The sequence below is a fragment of the Mesorhizobium sp. M8A.F.Ca.ET.021.01.1.1 genome (genome assembly GCF_003998025.1).
Taxonomy (GTDB): Bacteria; Pseudomonadota; Alphaproteobacteria; order Rhizobiales; family Rhizobiaceae; genus Mesorhizobium.
The window spans coordinates 1-426 of sequence record NZ_RZSJ01001119.1 but is presented as its reverse complement, the minus strand read 5'-3'; the positions used below and the strand labels follow the sequence as shown (position 1 = coordinate 426).

1 protein-coding gene is annotated in these 426 nt (G+C 66.7%); it reads right to left on the bottom strand.

From position 1 onward, the window contains the following. Positions 1-42: 42 nt before the first annotated feature. Positions 43-426: Na+/H+ antiporter NhaA (locus EOA36_RS36895; protein ID WP_189553581.1), on the bottom strand; the 384-nt coding region annotated here is incomplete at its 5' end.

Sequence of the window (426 nt, the reverse complement as noted above, 5' to 3'; positions counted from 1 at the left end):
GTCAACGGCAGCTTCGCAGAACCAAGGCCTGCAAAACCCGCTCTACTCCCCCACTTCCTCCCCACCCGCCGCCGGCGCCATCAGCAATAGGGCGGCGCCAAGCAGCGCGGCAACGAATGAACCCGCGAGAATGCCAACCTTGACCGCGTCCTGCAGCGCCATGTCGCTGGCGAAGGCGAGCAGGCCGATGAACAGGCTCATGGTGAAGCCGATGCCGCACAGCAGCGAGATGCCCAGCATGTGCATCCAGCCTGCATGGGCCGGCAGGTCCGCAAGGCCGAAGCGGATGGCGAGCGCGGAGGAGCCGAACACGCCGACCAACTTGCCGACGACGAGACCGGCCGCGACGCCCAGCGTCAACGGCTCGATCAGGGCGCCGAAACTCAGGCCGGCGAGCGAAACGCCGGCATTGGCAAAGCCGAAGAT